Origin of the sequence: Neobacillus sp. 114 (genome assembly GCF_030127045.1) — a bacterium.
Taxonomy (GTDB): domain Bacteria; phylum Bacillota; class Bacilli; order Bacillales; family Cytobacillaceae; genus Neobacillus; species Neobacillus rhizophilus.
The window spans coordinates 5,085,534-5,106,223 of record NZ_CP126144.1; the positions used below are offsets into that span (position 1 = coordinate 5,085,534).

Genomic DNA, 20,690 nt, shown 5'->3' on the forward strand with positions numbered 1-20,690 from the left:
AATCAAAGACATTTTCGCCTCTTTCTTAGGCTGTTTTGTCTTTAATAAGCTGAATCAAAGACATTTTCGCCTCTTTCTTAGACTGTTTTGTCTTTGATAAGTTGAATCAAAGACATTTTCGCCTCTTTCTTAGACTGTTTTGTCTTTGATAAGTTGAATCAAAGACATTTTCGCCTCTTTTCCAGGCTATTTTGTCTTTAATAAGCCAAATTAAGGATATTTTTGCATCTTTCATATACCGAGTTTATTTTGTAAAAACCAAAAAGGGAGATCTCTCTCCCTTTTTTTAAAATTGCTGATTATTTCTGCACTTCCGCCTTCAACCCAGCAAGAAACTCTTCAAACGCCTTAGTCTCAGACTTCTGCTCGCCATATTTACGTACGTTAACAGCGTTTTCCTCGACTTCCTTATCACCGACAACCAGCATATAAGGGATTTTCTGCATTTGCGCTTCGCGGATCTTATAGCCGATTTTTTCATCACGGCCGTCCAATTCAACGCGGAAGCCTGCAGCTTTAAGTTGTTCCTGTACCTTTCGAGCATAATCAAAATGCGCTTCTGGCGAAACAGGAATAACTTGAACCTGTACAGGCGCCAGCCAAGTTGGAAACGCACCCTTGTATTCTTCAATCAAGTAAGCAACAAAACGTTCCATTGTGGAAACTACGCCACGGTGGATAACAACTGGACGGTGCTGCTTGCCATCTTCACCAACATAAGTTAAATCAAAACGTTCAGGCAGCAAGAAATCTAATTGCACAGTCGACAAAGTTTCGTCCTTACCTAAAGCAGTTCTGACTTGAACATCCAATTTAGGACCGTAGAATGCTGCTTCTCCTTCAGCTTCGAAATAATCAAGGCCAAGGTCATCCATCGCTTCTTTTAACATGCTTTGTGCTTTTTCCCACATCGCATCGTCATCGAAGTACTTTTCCTTATCTTGAGGATCACGATACGATAATCGGAATGAATATTCCTTAATATCGAAATCTTTATAAACCTCTAGAATCAGCCGAACAACTCGCTGGAATTCTTCCTTAATTTGATCCGGACGAACAAAGATATGCGCATCATTCAAAGTCATCCCGCGGACACGCTGCAATCCGGATAAAGCACCAGACATTTCATAACGGTGCATTGTTCCTAACTCGGCAATCCGAATTGGAAGCTCACGGTAGCTGTGCATCGCATTTTTGTACACCATCATATGGTGCGGGCAGTTCATTGGACGGAGCACCAATTGCTCATTGTCCATTTCCATTACTGGGAACATATCTTCATGGTAATGATCCCAGTGGCCGGAAGTTTTATATAACTCCACGTTTGCCATAATCGGTGTATAAACGTGGTCATAGCCTAAGCTGACCTCTTTATCCACGATATAACGCTCGACGATACGACGGATTGTTGCACCCTTTGGCAGCCAAAGCGGCAAACCTTGCCCTACCTTTTGGGAATTAGTAAATAAGTTAAGCTCCTTACCTAGCTTACGGTGGTCACGCTCTTTTGCTTCTTCAAGCAGACGAAGATGCTCAGCTAAATCTTCCTTTTTGAAAAAGGCAGTACCGTATACGCGCTGCAGCATTTTATTGTTGCTGTCGCCGCGCCAGTAGGCACCCGCAATGCTTAACAGCTTAAATTCTTTAATTTTTCCAGTTGATGGAACATGGATCCCGCGGCATAGGTCAAAGAAATCACCCTGCTCATAGATCGTTACTTGTTCCTCATCGGGAATAGCTTCAATCAACTCAAGCTTATACTCATCGTTGATTTCTTTAAAAAGCTGAACCGCTTCGGAACGGCTGACTTCCTTGCGAACAACTTCAATGTTCTCGCTAACGATTTTAGCCATTTCCTTTTCGATTTTAGGAAGATCTTCAGGTGTTAAAGATTCCTCTAAATCCATATCGTAATAAAATCCACCTTCAATAACAGGGCCGACACCAAGCTTCGCTCCCGGGTACAAACGTTTTACAGCCTGTGCCATTAAGTGGGCCGTACTATGACGTAATACCTCTAGTGCATCAGCTGATTCTGGTGTCACGATTTCTATTGAACCGTCTTCTTGAATTGGACGGCGAAGATCATACATTTGACCGTTTAGTTTGCCGGCAATAGCCTTTTTCTTCAGACCAGGGCTGATGGATGCCGCAATATCTTCTGTTGTCGTTCCTTTTGGGAACTCCTTTACTGCCCCATCAGGAAATGCAATTTTTACAACATCTGACATCATCAATTCCTCCTTTTAAAATAAAAAATAAAAAACCCGTCCCTAGGAATAGGGACGAGTTTTGATTAACACGTGGTTCCACCCAATTTTCCATTTCCAGAATCCACCAACAAAGCATACTGAAAATGACTTTAGGTCAGGGTAACGGCTGATTGCCGTCAACAATTACTAGCTTCATGATAAATGAAGTGTTCACTGGTGAAGTTTAAAGGTGGTAAGTATTTCTTTCGTGTTAGGAGGCTTCCAGCCATGTCCTCCCTCTCTAAAAACCGTAAAAAAATACTGTAGTCCTTATCATTACATTTACTATGATATAAGCTATGTACGTTATTATAATGATTTAGTTTTAAAAAATCAACTTCATAAAACAAATTATTTCAACAATTTGTATCTTTTATCCATGGTTTTCGGAGGAAGCTGCTTTTCCTACCCAATTTTTTACTTCCCGGAGCGCCTCGAATCGTTTGATCGTCACTCTTTCCTCAAAAATATTCTTAATCGTTCTGACAAGCGGTGCCTCCGGATCATTTGTATAAAGAAAAATAGATGTCGGCGCCAGTGACAAAAGCGGGGCAATCGAGGCCGAATCGACGTAAACCGGATGATTCACCAACAGTTTTCGGTCAATCAGACGAATCAATTCGCTTCGTTTCATTTCTTCAAAATGGTCATTGTAAAAGGTGATTTCATCATCAAATAATAGATGCAGCACTTCAATTTTTGGTTCCCTATTTGCCAAAAATTCTCTCAGCATATTCACAAACATTTGGTATTCCTGCTCCATTTTATATTCATCAATTGAAAGCTCCACATAGCTTTCAAGGAGCTGGAGATACGAGCGCAACCTAAATTTCGCAAACGAATCAAACGAGAACGAAATATTTTCCTGAAAAACATGATGAATGGCTTCCTTAATATTAGGTTCCTCATTATTTTCCTGTAAAAAAGAAGACAGTTCAAAGCGATGTCCTTCTAAAATGGAATAAAGAATCTCCAAAATTTGCTGACGTTCCTCCAGGTCTTCGTAAAAAAATTGCTGCTCCAAAATATCCATAAACCAGTCATCGCGTTTGATACATGTAATAAACTCATAAAAAGCGTCTTTAACCTTGGTAAATAAATGGGAAGAACAAGAGCCATCAATTATTTTCACTATATGTCGATCTTCAAAAAGAAGAATATTTTCATAATCAGGAAGATTATTTAATACTTTTTGCAAATGATTATAAAAACGGATTGCATCCATCCTATTTTGGAAGATGATCTCTGCCAACCAAATCCCCCCTAAAAACCGAATCTCTGTTTTAATATATATGGGGGACTTGGCCAAAATAGAAGTTTTCAAGTGCAAAAAAGGACTCCGGCAAATACCGGAATCCCTTATAACATTAATTTCTGCGGTTGGAACCGCCCACCATTACGGGTTCGCTCAAAGAACGAATTCTCTCCATTATGCGGCGGGCCTTCATTTTTTCCTCTTCGCCGCGTTGGCTGTAGGTTAAATGGTGCTCAAGCCCTTGAAAATCAAAATTTGAGGTAAAGAAGGTCGGCAGGCTCTCGAGCATGCGAAATTGCAGGATAGGTCCAAGAACTTCATCGCGGGTCCAGCTGGACATCGCCTCAGCCCCAATATCATCAAGCATTAAAATCGGCTCTTTTTTTAACGCATCGATTTTTTCGTTTAAAGTCGAATCGGCGATGGAGCTTTTCATCTCCCGCAGCAACTCCGGAACATAGACAACCATTGAAGAAATCTGCTTTTTGGCGAGTTTATTGGCAATGGCACCTAATAAATAGGATTTTCCAACGCCAAACTTCCCGTAGAAATAAAGTCCCTTCACCGGCTTGCCCTGCTCATATTTCAGTAAAAAAGCGGCAGCTTTTTGAACGGCATCGATCCGTTCCTCATCATGTTCAAGTTCCTCGAACGAGGCATTCAGGATATCCTTCGGCACATGTAAACTTTTAATGAGTTTCTCATTTTTCCGCTTCTCATCTTCCATAATTTTTCTCGGACAGCGGTCGTACCTCAAATCGATAGAACTCCTCGTTAAAATTAATTCAGGATGATACCCCTTCATCATGTTGGTACATGCCTCAAGACTTTCACACTTGTGACAGTACCTGCTTTGCTGCGTATATTCATAAAGCTTCATCAGGCTCTTCTCAATAATCTCCTCCGTGATGTCCTGCTGATGCTTCCTTAAAAAATCCCTGACATCAGGATTGGCCAATGTGTCCTCACGCATTTGCGCAAATCGTTTTTGAAAATTCTCATGTGAGGCTAACCGTTTTAGAGTGTGGTTGATCTTTTCCATAATTCACCTCCAGCATCTAGTCATCAAACGCCTTAAGCATTTCTTCTATTTCACGTTTTTTTGCTTCTAAATCTTTGGTCGTTTCCTTGTGCGGCTCAACCTTTTTGGATGGTTCTTCGTCAAACCATTCTGGAAGAAACTCCGTCCGGATTGGCTTTTGCTTCGATGTTTTTCCAGTCTGTTTCTTACTTTTGACCATGTTTTGTGATTCCTTCTTGGCTTGCTCCATCGCTTCTTTGACCGTCTTTATTTGCAGCCGTGCCCAGTTGCTGGCAATTGTCCCGGTGTACCCCTTTGTCAGTTTCATATCGGTCTTTAGCATCACAAAATGCATCAGCACATTTAAAACACCTGGAAGAAGCTTTTGATTGAACATGATCTCTTCAATCAGCTCAATTTCCGATTTTGATGGTTCTGCCCCTCCTGACAGGTCTTTTAAAAACTGCAAAGGGGACGTTGTTTCCAAATAATGAATGAGCTTCTCTTCCTTTGTTTTTGGCTCTTCCGTTTGAACCCGATGGGCAGCCGGCTGGGTACGTTCGATAAGTGTCGGCAGCTGGTCATAGTTAACAAATTGATACCAATCACGCGCAGCCTTTCTCAACTCTTCCAAATCAATTTCATTTGCCTCATTAACAGCACTGAGAATAATGTTTTTCATTTGAATAGCATCGATATTATAAAGAAATGCGAGTTTACTAATAACCTCTTTTACCTTTTGGTTTAAAGCTTTTTTTGGCACAAGTGATTCATTTAAACCGGCGATAAGCAGATCAAAATCAAACGTATCGATATCAATTTCCACACCACTTGAATCGTGGCGCCCTATAAAGTGCTGGTCTGTATCGGCAGCAAGATCTTCAGAGATATCCTGCATATATTGGATAGTACCGGGTGTTGCTGACATAAACACTTCCTGAAACGCCTTAGTGGTTTCCTGATATCCTGCACCTTTTGGGATTTGCTGTTCCGAGAAAAAACGTTTTAAACGGGAAAAATGATTTTTTCCAATTTTACGATAAAGATAAATGTTAAGCATACCATCCAAAAAAAACTGGTCAGGACTTAAAGGGGGGTGGAGTTCATAAATAAAGGAACGCACCTCATCCTCCGTTTTAACATAAGTCTTCACCAAGCCGATTCCTTCAAGTTTTAGGCGTGCTTCATAGATTTCATTTAGATTACGACCTAGTAGATTCATTAATAAATGGTGTGTGGATGATTCCGACCATAATCGATTTTCTTCCAGTTCGGCCCAGAGTGTCATAAACAAGCTAAAGCAAGTTGACCCAATTAAAGGCTGGTATAAAAATGTCAGCACTTTTCGGTCATACTCATGCAGCAGTCCATCAGCGGTAACAATATAACGATCGATTGGAAGTATTTCCTGCCAATGCTGCGCCATTTTCATTCAAACCTTTCCTATTAGCTAAAAAAGAGCCGAAACAGCTCTTTATAATTTCTCTTTGTTCATTAATTCTTTTAATTCTTCGATAAAAACATTGATATCTTTAAATTGGCGGTAAACTGATGCAAAGCGGACATATGCAACCTCATCTACTTTTGCCAGCCTATCCATTACCATTTCGCCTATCTCATCGCTTTTAATTTCAGAAACACCCTGACTCCGAAGAGCTTTCTCTACACCATGTGTAATGTCCTCTAATTCCTTTAAAGCAACAGGGCGCTTTTCACATGCCTTAATAAGCCCGCGCAGGATTTTATCGCGGCTGAATTCTTCCCTCGTTCCTTCCTTTTTGACGACAATTAAAGGAATCTCTTCGATTTTCTCAAATGTAGTAAAACGGTACCCGCATTCTTCGCATTCTCGTCTTCTTCGTGTTGCACGTCCCTCATCCACGGGCCGGGAATCAAGTACGCGTGTGCCATAATTCTGACATGAAGGGCATTTCATCTCCTAAACCAACTCCAAATCTAATAGGTAAATCCGAACATTTTCCGCAACAATTCTTACTATTATCTTATAAAAAAGAACACCTTTTCACAAGTAAAAGTATTAATAGTTTTTTCCTGTTCCAATATTGGTATGTATTTGGCTAATTCGCTTATAGTAGGCGACAATACGTTTTTTTAATTCCGGGTAGGTCCCAAGCATTGCGAATTTTTCGGATGAAATAGTGAAATCCACAGCTGTTTCGATAGGTTTAACAGAGACAATTGTGGCAATTAGAAAACATGGAAAGGGCTTCTGGATTTCAACAGCAATCTCGCCGTGCTCCTTAGAAACCGTTGTCACGTGGCAATCAGCATCTTCTTTAAAAATTTGTTCAACTGAATCGAAAACCTGATTAAATGTCCCTTTATAATAATGAGTTTTTAAGGAATCATCAGTTTGTTTATCTGTTGTTTCAATTTGTCTTTTAAAACGGGTAAAGAGCCCCAATAAAATCGCCATTTGCGTTCCTCCTTGTAAACCTTTGTTTCTAGTGTATATCAATATCCGGAAAATATAAAAAGAGGTGCCTGTAAGCAACCTCTTTTTAATCTTATATTATTTAGCTAACCTTTACCTGCGACATTTTCGCCATTTCTTCGGCGACAAATAAACTTAGGTCGACTACACGTGAAGAATAGCCCCATTCATTATCATACCAAGCCAATACTTTTACTTTTCTTGTCCCCATTACCATCGTGGAAAGTCCATCGATAATGGCGGAATGTTCATTCGTATTAAAATCGACTGAAACTAATGGTTCCATCGTAAAGTCTAAAATTCCTTTTAACGGACCTCCGGCAGCTTCTCTAAACGCTTTGTTAACATCATCCACTGTTACATCTTGCTTAAGGTCTACAACTAAATCAACAAGGGAAACATTTGGCGTTGGAACGCGTAGTGACATACCATGCAGTTTACCCTTCAATTGCGGCAGAACAAGGGATAATGCTTTCGCTGCTCCTGTGGTAGTCGGAATGATAGATTGTCCGCAAGCACGAGCTCGTCGTAAATCCTTGTGTGGATTATCGATATTTTTTTGATCATTTGTGTAAGCATGAACGGTGGTCATTAATCCACATTCAATTCCAAATTTATCATCTAAAACCTTCGCAACTGGTGCAAGGCAGTTTGTTGTACAAGATGCATTGGAAATCACTTCATGTTGTTCAATATCGAGCATTTCTTCATTTACACCCATAACAATCGTAACGTCTTCATTCTTACCCGGAGCAGTCAGGATTACCTTCTTCGCTCCCGCTTCTAAATGCAGCGCAGCCTTTTCCCTAGAGTTAAACTTTCCAGTTGCTTCAATGACAATATCAATTCCCAATTCTCTCCATGGAAGTTCTTCAGGATTACGATTACTTAAAAGCTTGACTCTTTTTCCATTTACAAGCAGTTCATTATCTAAAGGGATTACTTCTCCCTGAAATGTACCATGATTGGTATCATATTTAATTAAATGTGCTAACGTTTCAGCAGGATAGCTTGCGTTGATTGCGACAACATCCAGCTTTTTCTCAAGGATTGCTTGCCTAAAAACCATCCTTCCAATTCTTCCAAACCCGTTAATGGCAATTCTTGCTCTCATTTTACGGCCCCTTCCGCATTAATGTTATACTTTTATCTCCATCTGATGGTATTAGTATAACACATTTAGTTTTATTTGTGATGAATAAAAAGCGTATTTTTTAAAAGTTTTATAATTCAGATAACTCCGCGCAAAAAAAAAGAAGGGAGAATGCCCCCCTTCCACAGGTTATTGATATGTTTTTTGAATTCCCCATCCTGCTAATATTTCAATGAGCTGCTTTTTTGCATCTTCGATTGATCCATTATTATCAATGACCGCATCGGCCAGCTTAACCTTTTCAGCAAGCGGCATTTGTGAGTTGACCCTGGCCAGTGCATCCGCTGCTGATAGCTGGTTTCTCTGCATCAGCCGTTTCAGCTGCGTTTCTCTGTCTACATAAACAAGAATAGTTTTTTCGACCATGAAGGTCAGCTTGCTTTCAAATAACAAAGGAATATCAAGAATAATTAATTCCTCTTGATTCTCTGTAGCCTTTTGAATCTTCTCCATCATTCTTTTTCTAACTTCGGGATGAACAATTTGATTCAACAGCTGCCTTTTTTCTTCTTGGTAAAAAATAATCGCGCCGAGTTTTTGTCTGTCTATGTCCCCATTTTCTAATAAAATTTCTTGACCAAATTCGGCAATGATTTTCAGGTAGGCAGGTTCTCCTTTGTCTACCGCGAGACGCGCTTCGACATCTGCATCAACGACTGTTATATCCATTTCTTTTAACATATTAGATACTGTGCTTTTTCCACTGGCGATTCCGCCTGTTAAACCGATAACAAGTGACATACCCCTGCCCTTTCCCTTTCCTATTGTTATATCTTCCATATTCCTATGATAATTAATAAGATTCCCGGAATAAACGTAAACTTTTGAACCCAGTCAAACCGGTAAAAAAAGGACCCAAATTTAATTCCCAATAACACAAATAATGAACTCATAACCGCAACGGTCAAGGCTAAATAAATGGGAGGGAATCCAAGCATCGCTGCTCCAATTCCTGCACCAAAGGCATCTAGTGAGAGCGCGAAGCCTAGCATTAATGCTTCTATCCCGGTAATCGTCCCAGATTTGTCAAAATCGGCCGACATCGGTTTTCTTAAGATATTGATTGCCAGCCCCAATGACCGAATTTCAAAGTTTACAATTGTTTTTTCATGTTCAAGCGGTTCTTTTTCTTTCTCAGGGCGGAAAAACTGGTATAATACCCAAGCTCCTAGCCCGATTAAAATAAATCCCCCAAGTCTTGCTGTAATACTCGGCGATAATACTTTTTCAAGTCCATGTCCAATTGATACCGCAATCATCAATGAAACGGCGGAGCAGCATGCAATGATGAGAATGGACTTAAACGGCATAACCATTTTTCTTAATCCATACGTAAACCCTACGCTAAAGCTGTCAAGACTAAGTGCGAGGGCGAGTACGAGAAGTGAGAACAACTGAACCATGATGTGTCTAGGACTCCTTCCTGCAAATACTACGATAGTATATGGCAGGAGCCTATCCAGTGTTAAAACTGGAATTTAAAAAGATTCATTCTTTGCTCTTTTAACTTTAAGCCTTTGGCATTTCGGGCAATAATGGGTGCCCCTTCCCCCTACGGTCGTTTTTTCAAGAGGCGTTCCGCAGTTCTTACAAGGTTCCCCTTTTCGGCCATAGGCATATAACTCTAGTTGAAACATGCCTATTTCCCCTTGGGAATTCACATAGGAGCGAATCGTGCTGCCGCCTTTTTCGACTGCTTCACTTAAAGTTTCAACAATTTCCTTATGCAGCAACTCAATTTCTTTTTTCTTCAGTGAAGCCGCCTGCCTTTCGGGGTGGATGCCTGAACGAAATAACGCTTCATCAACATATATATTGCCCAGACCAACAAATAGGTTTTGGTCCAATAAAGCCGTTTTAATTTTTCGATTCGTTTTTTTAAGCATTTTCGCTAAGTACTCTTTGGTAAACTCTTCAGAAAAAGGTTCAGGACCAAGCTGGATAAGGGGAGGCTTAGTAAATTCCTCACCCTTTTTGTATAGATGCATGGTTCCAAATTTTCGGACATCCCGGTAGCGCAGTTCAGTCCCATCTGTAAAATGAAAAATCACATGGGTGTGCTTATCGAAAGGCTCTTCCTTCGGGTATAATCCGTACCTGCCCTCCATACGCAAATGGGAAACTAATGCGAAATTCTCTGTATAAAGAATTAGAAATTTCCCTCTTCTTCCGATCGCAGCAAAAGTCTCACCTTTTAAAGCATCGATGAATTGTTCCGCTTCAGCAGGATTTTTAATGATTTTCGGCCAATATACGGTTACATCTTCGATAGTTTTTTGAAGAACAAGCTTTTCCAGCGTTCTCCTGACTGTTTCTACTTCTGGAAGCTCTGGCATATAATGCAGCCCCCTTTGCTGGTGTATTTACTTTGCATCAAACCATGTTGGTCCGTAAGCATAATCTACTTTTAACGGGACGGATAGCTCAATCGCATTTTCCATTACTAACGGCACTAATTGCTTAAGAATTTCCACTTCCTCCTCCGGAGCTTCAAAAATCAATTCGTCATGTACTTGCAAGAGTAATCGCGATTTCAACCCTTTATCTTTTAATGCCTCATCCATATCAATCATCGCTTTTTTTATGATATCTGCGGCACTTCCCTGAATGGGCGTATTCATTGCCGTTCTTTCGGCAAAGCTTCTCAAGTTAAAATTTCGGGCGGTTATTTCCGGAAGGTATCTTCTCCTATGAAGCAATGTAGAGACATATCCTTTCTGCTTTGCTGAATGGACGATTGTCTCCATATATTCCTTTACACGCGGATAACTGTTCAAATAACGCTCGATGAACTGTCCTGCATCCTTCCTCGTAATCCCGAGCGACTGGGAGAGTCCATAATCGCTGATTCCATATACGATTCCGAAGTTTACAGCCTTTGCCTGCCGTCTCATATTGGAGGTAACTTGGTCTGAATCAACATGGAATACCTCCATGGCTGTGCGTGTATGAATATCCATATCCTCTTTAAAAGCTTGGATTAGCTTTTCATCACCGGAAATATGCGCAAGAACCCGCAGCTCAATTTGTGAATAGTCCGCAGCAAAAATCAACCAGTCTTTTTCGGACGGAACGAAGGCCTGTCTGATTCTTCTTCCTTCCTCGAGACGGATTGGGATATTTTGCAGATTGGGATCTATGGAGCTTAACCTCCCTGTAGCCGTTAAGGTTTGCTGGAATCTTGTATGAACCTTATCGGTCTTCGGTTCGATTACCTTTAGCAATCCTTCAATATAAGTGGATTGCAGCTTGCCTAATTGGCGGTAAAGAAGAATATGTTCAATAATCTCATGTTCACCAGCCAGCTTTTCTAAAACATCGGCAGAGGTCGAATACCCGGTTTTCGTTTTCTTAAACGAAGTGAGCTGCAATTTTTCAAATAGAATGACGCCTAATTGTTTCGGAGAATTAATATTAAATTTTTCACCGGCTAATTCACAGATTTTCTCCTCGATTTCAATTAGCCGTTCGTTTAGCTCACGACCCATTGACTCAAGGCGCTGCCGCTCCACCTTAATGCCGCATGATTCCATATCAGCTAAGATGAGTGATAATGGCATTTCAAGTTCCGTAAATAAACTGTATTGTTCATTTTTCTTTAGGTCATCTTCTAATTTGTCTTTTAATTCGGCCATAGCCATCCCCTTGCGGACAAGGTGCTCGGCAAGCCGGTCTGTTTCAGGTATCCTTTGTTTAGCCCCTTTTCCATAAAATGATTCATCAGATTGAATATTACGAATGCCATACTTACCCGCAATTGCCGCTAAATCCTCACCCGTTTCTGATGGATTCAAAATATAAGAAGCCATTAAAATATCAAAATCCGCCCCTTTTAAATGAATTCCCTGTCTTCTTAAGGAAACTTCGGTGCGTTTTGCGTCATATACCGTTTTCTTCTTCCCTTCATTCTCAGCCCAGCTCTTAAACGATTCCGAATTTAGCGCTTGTTCCGTCGGAAGAAAGAAATGTCCATTGTCGTTAACGATTGAAAATCCAATGATTTCCGCTTGATGATAGTTATCCTCTAGCATTTCCACATAAAAATAATTGGTATTTGCAAATAAATCGCTGCTAATTTCGGATGGAATTATGTATTCAACCTCTTCAAGCTCTTGTATCACATCTACTGCCGAATCTTCACCAAGTTTATCCAATAACGATGAAAATCCTAATTCCTTAAACAAACCTATTAATTTTTCTCTCGTAAACCCATCATATGAGATATCCTCTAAGGCTACCTCTACGGGCGCATGTCTTTCAATCGTTGCAAGCTGCTTACTCATTACCGCCTGCTCTTTAAACTCTGTAAGCTTTTCCTTCAGCTTGTTTCCACTAACCTTGTCAATTGATTCTAATAATTGTTCAAGGGTGGAAAATTCCTTCAGCAGCTTGATGGCAGTTTTTTCGCCTACACCTGGTACGCCAGGGATATTATCGGATGCGTCCCCCATCAGACCTTTCATATCAATAATTTGGTCAGGGATTAAACCATACTTTTCCTGGACATGCTCCGGAGTGTACACCTCTATATCAGTAATCCCTTTTCGGGTAATCCCCACGGTAGTATGCGGTGAAGCAAGCTGTGTTAAATCCTTATCGCCGGAGATAACCTTTACTTCAAATCCGTCTTTTTCAGCTGTAGACGAAAGCGTCCCAATAATATCGTCCGCTTCGTAATTCTCCAATTCATATCTTGAGATTCCGTAAGCATCTAATAGCTCCCTAATAAAAGGAAATTGCTCTGATAATTCCGGCGGTGTTTTCTGTCTGCCGCCTTTGTATTCTTCAAAGGTTTTGTGGCGGAAGGTTGTTTTGCCGGCATCAAAGGCCACAAGTATATGGGTCGGCTTTTCTTCCTCCAAAATCTTCATCAGCATCATTGTAAAGCCGTAGACAGCATTAGTGTGAATACCTTTGTCATTGTTCAAAAGCGGCAATGCAAAAAAGGCCCGGTATGCAATACTATTGCCATCAATCAGCACAAGCTTTTTGTTTTCCATTCAATCACCTTCCTAAAAAATAGTTCACGTTCTTCGGCAGTTCGATTATAAACTCGCTGCCGCTTCCTAAATCACTTTTTACTCTTATATTTCCATGGTGTGCCTCAATCAAATGTTTAACGATGGCCAAACCAAGGCCTGTCCCGCCCGAATTTCGATCTCTGGCCCGGTCGACCCGGTAAAAACGTTCAAAAATCCGAGGAATTTCTTCCTTCTTTATCCCCACACCGGAGTCCTTAACATGAACACGGACAACTTCTTCCTCTTCAACGAGTATTACCTTTACCACTCCTTCTGAAGGTGTGTAAGTAATGGCGTTCCCTATAAGATTAATAAAAACTTGCTTTAATCGGTCAATATCACCTTTAAGGCTGACACTTTTTTGCTCGCTGACAAGCTCAAACTGAATGTTTTTCGCATATGCTTTACCGGATAATAGAGTAATGACGTCCTCTAGCAGCTCAAATAAATCTAATTGATTAATGTTTAACAGGAAGTTATGCTGCTCAATTTTTGAAAGTTCTAGCAGGTCATGGATTAGGGATTGAAGCCGATCACTTTCTTTTAAAATAATAGAAAGAAACGATTCCATTGTCTCTTTGTCATTCATTGCTCCATCAAGAAGAGTTTCTGAAAAACCTTTAATTGATGTGACTGGTGTTTTTAGTTCGTGCGAAACGTTGGCGACAAAGTCTTTTCGCATTTGTTCGAGCTTTTTCATTTCCGTAATGTCATGAAAAACGAGTAAAATTCCTTTCCAGACATTGTTTTTCCCAATGATTGGAACACCGTAAACATCAAAATATCTTCTTTCAATTTGCAATGGGATAAGCAACTGCTTTCTTGCTTTTTGTTCTGTCCGGAAAACCTCTGCTATGATCTGGCATAGTTCTTTTTCTTGAAGAACTTCATAATAAAGCTTATTTAAATAATCAGATGGATCTACTTGGAATAGTTCGATATAGCCTTTATTAATTAAATTAATATACCCTCGGCTGTCAATAAGAATTAAACCTGCTCCCATGTTCTCAATCAATGCCTTCAAACGGTCCTGCTGCATTTCCTGCATTTTTTTGAGTTCCTGAAGATTTTCTGCCAGCCGGTTAATGGTGACAGCTAGCATCCCTGCTTCATCATTTCTGTCAACAGTGGTCCGGGCACGGTAATTTCCCTTTGAGAGTTCAACCGCTACATTTGTCACAGCCTTTATCGGCTTTATATATCTGGCGGAAATTCGAATTCCGAGATAAACAATGATGATAAGGTCAATTAAAAGACTGACGGATAGGATCCACCATATTTGCCTTTCATTAAATGAATGTACAAAATAGCTATGGAACAACTGGCCAAACAGAATTCCCAATCCGATTAACTCTGAAAAAATTAATATAATTAAAGAAAACAAAAGTTTAGTTCGAAACTTTGTCATTCTTCTTTTGGCTCCTCCAATTTGTAACCAAGTCCGCGAATAGTTTTTATATAGGCCGGTTTTCTGGTATCTTTTTCAATTTTTTCTCTTAAATGAGAAATATGTACATCGACTATTCTAGTATCGCCAGCAAAGTCATAATTCCAAACAGCACTTAATAATTGATCCCGGGTTAAGACATTTCCTTTGTTTTGGGCAAGGTAGTGCAGCAATTCAAATTCTTTAAGAGTTAGTTCAAGCAAATTCCCTTCAATAAATGCTTCATATTTTCCCGGAAAAATGGTTATTTTCCCGATTGTAATCAATGAATCTTCTTTCGGGCTTTGGTCTCCCGCATCCGTCTGTAAATAAGTTCTTCTGAGAATTGCCTTAACACGTGCAATCACTTCCCTTGGACTGAATGGCTTAACCATATAGTCATCCGCGCCAAGCTCCAAGCCCAAGATTTTATCAAGCTCTTCATCTTTTGCTGTTAACATCAATATAGGTGTCATTATACGCTCTTGCCGAAGCTGCTTGCACACTTCCATACCATCCATTTTTGGAAGCATTAAATCCAGCAGGATGATGTCTGGTGATTCCTGTACAGCTAGCTGCCGCCCTTCTTCCCCATCCATTGCGGTAATTACTTCATATCCCGCCTGTTCCAAATTGTATTTTAGAAGTGTCACAATAGAGTGTTCGTCATCAACTACCAATACCTTTGTTTTCATCGTAAGGCCCTCCGATTCCGCTTCTCTCTTTACTTCATTTAACATTATTATAATATAAATCCGGAAAGAAAACCTTTATCGGATAACTCACACTGAAAATACGAAAAGGAATGTGTATCTGCAGATTCCTCAAGCTGTTGAAAAACCTTCGATAGCCTTTTATTTCACCTCAATCTTTAACAATTTCAACGCGTTAATTTGTTATGATTTTATTAGTTTAAAGGCTTTTCAACAGTTCTGTTGATTTGCGCTCCAGGCGCTTCGCTTTCCGCTCCAATCAACAGGTGTATTTAATAAAGACCTTAAACTCACAATAAAAAATAAAAAAAGAGGTTATTCTGTTATCTTGACCGAGGCTTCGTAGACAATATGACTGGATGGGATTTGTTAATGCTGGTAAGGGAGATTGAAGAATGCAAGTAATCCTGCACTCCATACTCTGCTTGACAAAATAAAAAAAAGATTGCAACACACTTAGCAATCTTAGAAAAAGTTTGTTGCAATACTTTTAGTTGATTTGCCTCCCTGTTGATTGGAGCGGAGGGCACTCGATTCCTGCGGGATATAGAGGTCACTGTAGACCCCACAGGCGCCAACGCGCCGAGGAGGCTCCAGGACCTCCCCGCGGAAAGCGAGTGCCCGGAGCGGAAATCAACAGGCCCGTCAGCAGAGACAATCTATTAATAAAAACCAGCAATTTATATTTAGGAAAAATAAAGCTGTTCCTATTAAAAATTATCTAATGCTCTAGCATGGATTTCTTCCAGGCGATATGGCGGACAGACTTTAAGCACACCTGTGATAACCGTTTCATTTTTTTCATTGAATGCCGAAACACGAATAGCAACAAAATGCCCCTCACGATTTACTTCGATTACTTCAAATAGAAATTCAACTGTTGAGTAATGGTAAACAGGCTTTGTAAATTCGATCGTTTGGCTTACAATATGACTTCCCGGGCCAGGGAGGTATTTTGAGATGGCTGAAGTCATCATACCTGTCAGCATAACGCTCGGAACAATCGGCTTTTCAAAAGGGGTCTGTGAAGCATAGTCGTGCTGTATGTAGAGCGGATTCGCATCGTCGGTTATTCCCAAATATAAGAGAAGATCTTTATCCTCCACCTTCTCCGAGAAGGAAAGCTTTTCCCCAACGGTTATTTCCTCAATTCTTCTTCCTAGCTTACGTTTTTTTCCTAAAAGCATCACGAACCTCCGATTGAAAACGATTTCATTACCTCAGGAAAAATTCGGGAAGGGTTTTTCGCCCTTCCCGAATATAAAGCATCATTATTAAACTAAAACATTCATGACATTACGTACAGATTCAACTGATTTATCTAATGCCGTTTTTTCTTCTGCAGTCAAGTCAAGCTCGATTACTTTTTCAATACCATTCGCACCTAGGATAGTCGGCACACCCAAATAAATGCCTTCATAACCATATTCACCTTCAAGGTAAGCGATAGAAGGTAATACACGGCGTTGGTCTTTTAAAATCGCTTCACACATTTCAACCAATGAGGCTGCAGGGGCATAGTAGGCACTTCCGTTACCAAGAAGGTTAACGATTTCACCGCCGCCTTTTCTTGTGCGTTCAACAATTGCTTCTAACCGATCTTTTGGAATTAGAGTTTCTAATGGGATACCGCCGGCATAAGAATACCGTACAAGCGGAACCATGTCATCACCATGGCCGCCTAGTACGAAGCCTGTAATATCTTTTACAGAAATATTTAATTCTTGTGCAATAAATGTGCGGAAACGAGCTGTGTCAAGTACACCAGATTGACCGATTACACGGTTTTTAGGGAAACCAGATTCCTTAAATACAGTGTAGGTCATAGCATCAACCGGGTTCGTTAATACAAGGATGGTACAGTTTGGAGAATATTTTGCGATTTCGGAGGTAACAGCTTTCATTACTTTTTGGTTTGTTTGCACTAAATCATCACGGCTCATGCCCGGTTTGCGTGCGATACCTGCAGTGATAACAACGATGTCTGAGTCTTTCGTATCTTCATAATTTGATGTTCCAGTAATATTGGCATCAAATCCTTGAACAGGGCTTGCTTCAAGCATATCTAAGGCTTTCCCTTTAGTGGGGTTTTCCATTTGCGGAATATCAACTAACACAACATCACCAAGTTCTTTTTGGGCAAGTAAAAATGCAGTAGTTGCTCCAGTAAAACCGCCACCGATTACAGAAACCTTTTTACGTTTTAATGACATACTCTTTCTCCCCTTTTTGAATGAACTTTTTAAATAAAGGGCTGTTAAAAAACAGCCCTAAATACACTTTGTTGTTATCACATTAGCTTTTCTTATTCCATGTTCTTAATTAGTTCATCACCAAATTCAGAAGTTTTAACTTCAGTTGCGCCTTCCATTAAACGAGCGAAGTCATAAGTAACTACTTTTGAAGCAATAGTTTTTTCCACTGATTTAATGACCATTGTAGCTGCTTCAGTCCAGCCTAAGTGCTCAAGCAGTAGTACACCTGATAAAATGACAGATGAAGGATTTACCTTATCAAGACCAGCGTACTTCGGTGCAGTACCGTGTGTTGCTTCGAAGATTGCGTGTCCAGTTTCATAGTTGATGTTAGCTCCTGGAGCAATCCCGATACCGCCAACTTGTGCTGCAAGTGCATCTGAAATGAAGTCGCCGTTTAAGTTCATTGTAGCCACAACATCGAACTCACGTGGACGAGTTAGGATTTGTTGTAAGAAGATATCAGCAATCGCATCTTTCACGATGATCTTGCCAGTAGCTTCAGCATCAGCCTGTGCCTTGTTAGCAGCATCTGCACCTTGCTCAGCTTTAATGCGATCATATTGAGCCCAGGTAAAGACTTTATCGCCAAATTCCTTTTCTGCAAGCTCATAACCCCAGTTTTTAAACGCGCCTTCTGTAAATTTCATGATATTGCCTTTGTGCACGAGTGTAACGGATTTACGACCTTCTTTAATTGCATAGTTAATCGCAGCACGGACAAGACGTGTTGTACCTTCTTGAGAAACAGGCTTAATACCGATACCAGAAGTTTCAGGGAATCTGATTTTATTTACGCCCATTTCGTTTTGAAGGAAGTCGATTACCTTTTTAGCTGCTTCAGTTCCTTTTTCATACTCGATACCAGCATAAATATCTTCAGTGTTTTCACGGAAGATAACCATATCTGTATCTTGCGGACGCTTAACTGGTGAAGGAACACCTTCAAACCATCTTACAGGGCGTAAGCACACAAACAAATCTAACTCTTGACGTAAAGCTACGTTTAACGAACGAATTCCTCCGCCAACAGGAGTTGTTAGTGGACCTTTGATGGCAATTAGGTACTCATTAATTACATCTAAAGTTTCTTTGGGAAGCCATTCGCCAGTTTGATTGAATGCTTTTTCTCCAGCAAGAACTTCCTTCCAAACTAATTTACGCTCGCCTTTATAGGCTTTTTCAACAGCTGCATTTAAAACTCTCTCAGATGCAGCCCAAATATCTGGACCGATACCGTCTCCCTCAATGAATGGGATAATTGGATTGTTTGGTACGTTTAAGACTCCATTTGTTACCGTGATTTTTTCACCTTGCATTGTAGTTCTCCCTCCTAGTATGTAAAAAACGTGAAAACCTGATGATATGGTAAAGACTTAAGTAAAGGTTAGCAGGTATCCACCCCTAACCTCTACCAAATCTTATTTAACCAATTTTTCGAAAAAAAGTAAAATGTTATCCTCTTTGTTCGATTGGAATATATTTCTGCATTCCAGGACCTGTGTATTCAGCACGCGGGCGGATCAGACGGTTGTTGTCGTATTGCTCTAAAATATGAGCAAGCCATCCGGATACACGGCTGACAGCGAAAATTGGTGTCATTAGGTCATGATCAACACCTAAGCTGTGATATACAGATGCAGAATAGAAATCAACGTTTGGCGGCAGGTTCTTTTCACCAGTTACGATGCTCTCAATTTGCACTGACATATCGTACCATTGTGGTTCGCCAGTAAGTTCTGTTAATTTCTTGGACATTGCTTTTAAATGCTTGGCACGGGGATCTCCTTGGCGGTATACCCTATGGCCAAAGCCCATGATTTTTTCCTTATTCTCAAGTTTGCCACGGATATATGGCTCAACGTTTTCAAGTGTGCCAATATCGGTAAGCATTTTCATAACAGCTTCATTTGCTCCTCCGTGAAGAGGTCCTTTTAACGCTCCGATTGCTGCTGTGATACCAGAATAAACATCGGATAATGTAGCAACACAGACACGGGCTGTGAATGTAGAAGCGTTTAATTCGTGGTCGGCATGTAGAACCAAGGCTTTATCAATTGCCTCTACTGCAATTTTTTCCGGTTCTTTACCGGAAAGCATATATAAGAAATTCGCTGCAAAGCTCAAATCCTGTCTAGGTGCAACTGGGTCAAGTCCTTTTCTGATACGTGCAAAAGCTGCCACGATAGAAGGCATTTTAGCTTGGAGACGAATCGCTTTACGATAATTAGCTTCCTTCTCCATTACATCTGCTTCCGTATCGTAAAGTCCTAATAAAGAAACAGCTGAACGAAGTGCTGCCATTGGATGTACTGTCTGAACCGGGAACAATTTAAAGTGCTCAATTACTTCCTGTGGAAGTTCAGCACTTTCAGCAAGCTGTTGCTTTAATTCAGCCAATTGTTCTGAATTAGGCAGCTTGCGATGCCATAATAGATAAATAACCTCTTCAAAGCTTGCATTTTCAGCCAAATCATCGATGTTAAAGCCGACATATGTCAGCGTATCATCAATAATTGAACTAATGGAAGAAGTAGTTGCCACAATCCCTTCGAGACCACGTGTTACTGTCATCAAAAATCTCTCCTTTACATTGTAAAATTCCCCATTACCCACTGCTTCATTAATTCTTTTAAACCGGAAAATCCCCAGTCTAGGATAAAAAGAAACGGCATAAAGTAATTTGAAGATTTCCACTGCAAAATCATCGCCGATAAACTGATCATTACCCTAGGTGACTGAGCGATTGCTCGGATTAAAACCAAAAAGTCTGTATGCCCTTTCATTCACAGGAATAAATTATTTTTCAAGTATTCCAGTATTCCTATATGGTTTATGTAAAAAAAGATAATGCTTACAAGCCTATTATAAACAATAATCAGATTTTTGTGAATGAAAAGGAATTGAAAATAGCAAAAAAATATTATTTCAAAAAAAACGGTGCTAAAAACGCGAGCAATTTCACTTGTTTTCAGCTTATATTTTCACCCAAACTCGTTCAAAATTATTTTACCATAACATTATCACTGGTGTGTAATACGATAACTCCAATAGTATTTTTCAATAATCTTCTGAAACTAATTTTAATAACTAAACGTATAAATTTATGAGGTATTTTTAAGCGATGGAAAAATATGCA

17 protein-coding genes are annotated in these 20,690 nt (G+C 40.1%); all 17 read right to left on the minus strand.

The genetic code is table 11. The features are described 5' to 3' along the window. Window positions 1-299: 299 nt before the first annotated feature. Entirely contained in the window at window positions 300-2,231 is a 1,932-nt protein-coding gene (gene thrS / locus QNN06_RS24975) for a threonine--tRNA ligase (protein WP_213119939.1), read from the minus strand. 394 nt (window positions 2,232-2,625) lie between these two features. Continuing rightward, entirely contained in the window at window positions 2,626-3,504 is an 879-nt protein-coding gene (locus tag QNN06_RS24980; protein WP_284036147.1) for a putative sporulation protein YtxC, read from the minus strand. A gap of 115 nt (window positions 3,505-3,619) precedes the next feature. Further along, complete coding sequence (dnaI, locus tag QNN06_RS24985) at window positions 3,620-4,549, minus strand: primosomal protein DnaI (RefSeq protein ID WP_213119937.1); 930 nt, start codon at window positions 4,547-4,549, stop codon at window positions 3,620-3,622. A gap of 16 nt (window positions 4,550-4,565) precedes the next feature. After that, the gene (locus QNN06_RS24990) at window positions 4,566-5,954 is read right to left on the minus strand and encodes a replication initiation and membrane attachment family protein (RefSeq protein WP_284037979.1); all 1,389 of its coding nucleotides are present in this window, start codon (window positions 5,952-5,954) and stop codon (window positions 4,566-4,568) included. A gap of 48 nt (window positions 5,955-6,002) precedes the next feature. Next, a complete protein-coding gene (gene nrdR, locus QNN06_RS24995; protein WP_217033884.1) occupies window positions 6,003-6,464 on the minus strand; it encodes a transcriptional regulator NrdR in 462 nt (153 codons plus the stop codon). A gap of 102 nt (window positions 6,465-6,566) precedes the next feature. Continuing rightward, on the minus strand, window positions 6,567-6,965 hold the full coding sequence (locus QNN06_RS25000; protein WP_213119935.1) for a hypothetical protein: 399 nt from the start codon (window positions 6,963-6,965) through the stop codon (window positions 6,567-6,569). 100 nt (window positions 6,966-7,065) lie between these two features. Beyond that, on the minus strand, window positions 7,066-8,097 hold the full coding sequence (locus QNN06_RS25005) for a glyceraldehyde-3-phosphate dehydrogenase (RefSeq protein WP_213119934.1): 1,032 nt from the start codon (window positions 8,095-8,097) through the stop codon (window positions 7,066-7,068). Between the two features lie 168 nt (window positions 8,098-8,265). After that, a complete protein-coding gene (gene coaE / locus QNN06_RS25010; protein ID WP_213119933.1) occupies window positions 8,266-8,877 on the minus strand; it encodes a dephospho-CoA kinase in 612 nt (203 codons plus the stop codon). Between the two features lie 26 nt (window positions 8,878-8,903). Then, window positions 8,904-9,539: a sporulation membrane protein YtaF gene (ytaF, locus tag QNN06_RS25015; RefSeq protein ID WP_213119932.1), complete on the minus strand. Its 636-nt coding sequence runs from the start codon at window positions 9,537-9,539 to the stop codon at window positions 8,904-8,906. Between the two features lie 75 nt (window positions 9,540-9,614). Then, window positions 9,615-10,472, minus strand: coding sequence for a DNA-formamidopyrimidine glycosylase (gene mutM / locus QNN06_RS25020; RefSeq protein WP_284036148.1), 858 nt, complete (start codon window positions 10,470-10,472; stop codon window positions 9,615-9,617). A 27-nt stretch (window positions 10,473-10,499) separates the two neighbouring features. Beyond that, window positions 10,500-13,136: a DNA polymerase I gene (polA, locus tag QNN06_RS25025; RefSeq protein WP_217033888.1), complete on the minus strand. Its 2,637-nt coding sequence runs from the start codon at window positions 13,134-13,136 to the stop codon at window positions 10,500-10,502. A gap of 4 nt (window positions 13,137-13,140) precedes the next feature. Next, window positions 13,141-14,565, minus strand: coding sequence for a two-component system histidine kinase PnpS (gene pnpS, locus QNN06_RS25030; RefSeq protein WP_284036149.1), 1,425 nt, complete (start codon window positions 14,563-14,565; stop codon window positions 13,141-13,143). After that, window positions 14,562-15,278 carry a response regulator transcription factor gene (locus QNN06_RS25035; RefSeq protein ID WP_213119928.1) on the minus strand — a complete coding sequence of 239 codons (717 nt, stop codon included), beginning with the start codon at window positions 15,276-15,278 and terminating at the stop codon, window positions 14,562-14,564. Before QNN06_RS25035 ends, pnpS begins: the two co-directional genes overlap by 4 nt. A 728-nt stretch (window positions 15,279-16,006) precedes the next feature. Beyond that, window positions 16,007-16,483 carry a MaoC/PaaZ C-terminal domain-containing protein gene (locus QNN06_RS25040; RefSeq protein WP_213119927.1) on the minus strand — a complete coding sequence of 159 codons (477 nt, stop codon included), beginning with the start codon at window positions 16,481-16,483 and terminating at the stop codon, window positions 16,007-16,009. An 87-nt stretch (window positions 16,484-16,570) separates the two neighbouring features. Then, window positions 16,571-17,509, minus strand: coding sequence for a malate dehydrogenase (gene mdh, locus QNN06_RS25045; RefSeq protein ID WP_213119926.1), 939 nt, complete (start codon window positions 17,507-17,509; stop codon window positions 16,571-16,573). A gap of 92 nt (window positions 17,510-17,601) precedes the next feature. After that, complete coding sequence (gene icd, locus QNN06_RS25050) at window positions 17,602-18,870, minus strand: NADP-dependent isocitrate dehydrogenase (RefSeq protein ID WP_213119925.1); 1,269 nt, start codon at window positions 18,868-18,870, stop codon at window positions 17,602-17,604. Window positions 18,871-19,006: 136 nt separating this feature from the next. Beyond that, on the minus strand, window positions 19,007-20,125 hold the full coding sequence (gene citZ, locus QNN06_RS25055; RefSeq protein WP_213119924.1) for a citrate synthase: 1,119 nt from the start codon (window positions 20,123-20,125) through the stop codon (window positions 19,007-19,009). Window positions 20,126-20,690: the final 565 nt, after the last annotated feature.

What these genes read in the sequence shown, in the direction of transcription:
- nrdR (WP_217033884.1), bottom strand. Translation starts at nt 6,464, where the DNA reads ATGAAATGCCCTTCATGTCAGAATTATGGCACACGCGTACTTGATTCC.
- mdh (WP_213119926.1), bottom strand. Translation starts at nt 17,509, where the DNA reads ATGTCATTAAAACGTAAAAAGGTTTCTGTAATCGGTGGCGGTTTTACT.
- QNN06_RS25005 (WP_213119934.1), bottom strand. Translation starts at nt 8,097, where the DNA reads ATGAGAGCAAGAATTGCCATTAACGGGTTTGGAAGAATTGGAAGGATG.
- mutM (WP_284036148.1), bottom strand. Translation starts at nt 10,472, where the DNA reads ATGCCAGAGCTTCCAGAAGTAGAAACAGTCAGGAGAACGCTGGAAAAG.
- icd (WP_213119925.1), bottom strand. Translation starts at nt 18,870, where the DNA reads ATGCAAGGTGAAAAAATCACGGTAACAAATGGAGTCTTAAACGTACCA.
- QNN06_RS25000 (WP_213119935.1), bottom strand. Translation starts at nt 6,965, where the DNA reads ATGGCGATTTTATTGGGGCTCTTTACCCGTTTTAAAAGACAAATTGAA.
- polA (WP_217033888.1), bottom strand. Translation starts at nt 13,136, where the DNA reads ATGGAAAACAAAAAGCTTGTGCTGATTGATGGCAATAGTATTGCATAC.
- QNN06_RS25040 (WP_213119927.1), bottom strand. Translation starts at nt 16,483, where the DNA reads ATGCTTTTAGGAAAAAAACGTAAGCTAGGAAGAAGAATTGAGGAAATA.
- thrS (WP_213119939.1), bottom strand. Translation starts at nt 2,231, where the DNA reads ATGTCAGATGTTGTAAAAATTGCATTTCCTGATGGGGCAGTAAAGGAG.
- coaE (WP_213119933.1), bottom strand. Translation starts at nt 8,877, where the DNA reads ATGTCACTTGTTATCGGTTTAACAGGCGGAATCGCCAGTGGAAAAAGC.
- pnpS (WP_284036149.1), bottom strand. Translation starts at nt 14,565, where the DNA reads ATGACAAAGTTTCGAACTAAACTTTTGTTTTCTTTAATTATATTAATT.
- dnaI (WP_213119937.1), bottom strand. Translation starts at nt 4,549, where the DNA reads ATGGAAAAGATCAACCACACTCTAAAACGGTTAGCCTCACATGAGAAT.
- QNN06_RS25035 (WP_213119928.1), bottom strand. Translation starts at nt 15,278, where the DNA reads ATGAAAACAAAGGTATTGGTAGTTGATGACGAACACTCTATTGTGACA.
- ytaF (WP_213119932.1), bottom strand. Translation starts at nt 9,539, where the DNA reads ATGGTTCAGTTGTTCTCACTTCTCGTACTCGCCCTCGCACTTAGTCTT.
- citZ (WP_213119924.1), bottom strand. Translation starts at nt 20,125, where the DNA reads ATGACAGTAACACGTGGTCTCGAAGGGATTGTGGCAACTACTTCTTCC.
- QNN06_RS24990 (WP_284037979.1), bottom strand. Translation starts at nt 5,954, where the DNA reads ATGGCGCAGCATTGGCAGGAAATACTTCCAATCGATCGTTATATTGTT.